Source organism: Oleiphilus sp. HI0123 (genome assembly GCF_001635315.1).
Genome location: NZ_LWGE01000978.1, coordinates 1 through 571 on the forward strand (window position 1 = coordinate 1; position 571 = coordinate 571).

Annotated in this window: 1 protein-coding gene; it reads right to left on the reverse strand. The window is 43.4% G+C overall.

What is annotated here, in order from left to right; genetic code table 11:
* Positions 1-77: 77 nt before the first annotated feature.
* A partial coding sequence (locus A3761_RS08460) for a zinc-binding dehydrogenase (RefSeq protein ID WP_156491753.1) occupies positions 78-571 on the reverse strand: 494 nt, incomplete at its 5' end.

Consider the following 571-nt stretch of genomic DNA (forward strand, 5'->3'; position numbering starts at 1 on the left):
GTTGGCTCAGTATACCTTCTAGAATATGCGAAGGCTCAGCAAGCCAATAAATGGAAGAGCCTTGCTTTCATTGTGAGTTAGGGGACTAAAATTACTTTACCAATATTCTTGCGTTGCTCGATATGCTCATGCGCTTTGGCTGCATCCTTGAAGGAAAACGTGCTATCGACATGAGGCTTGATCCAGCCTTCAGCATAGCCTTTTAGTATCTCTTTCATCCAGATATCAATCTTCTTATGTTCATGCCATAAATGCCCCATATTGACACCATATACGCCTTTGTTCTGATCCATTAAACCAAAAGGGTGATAAAAAGGTGTTTGCACAATCATCTTAAGCATATTCAACTTGCCTTTGATTCCCGAGTCGGACACAGAGGAAATACCAAACATGCCTAGTCGGCCGGTGTTAGCTAAGGCACTGTAACTTTTTTTCAGGTTATCGCCGCCAATAGGGTCTGTGATCAAGTCGACACCGCGGCTATTGGTGAGGGCGAGAAGTTCTTTCTTCCAATCCTGGGTACGGTAATCTATTGCGTGATCCAAGCCCTTTTCTTTTAAGAACTTGTGCT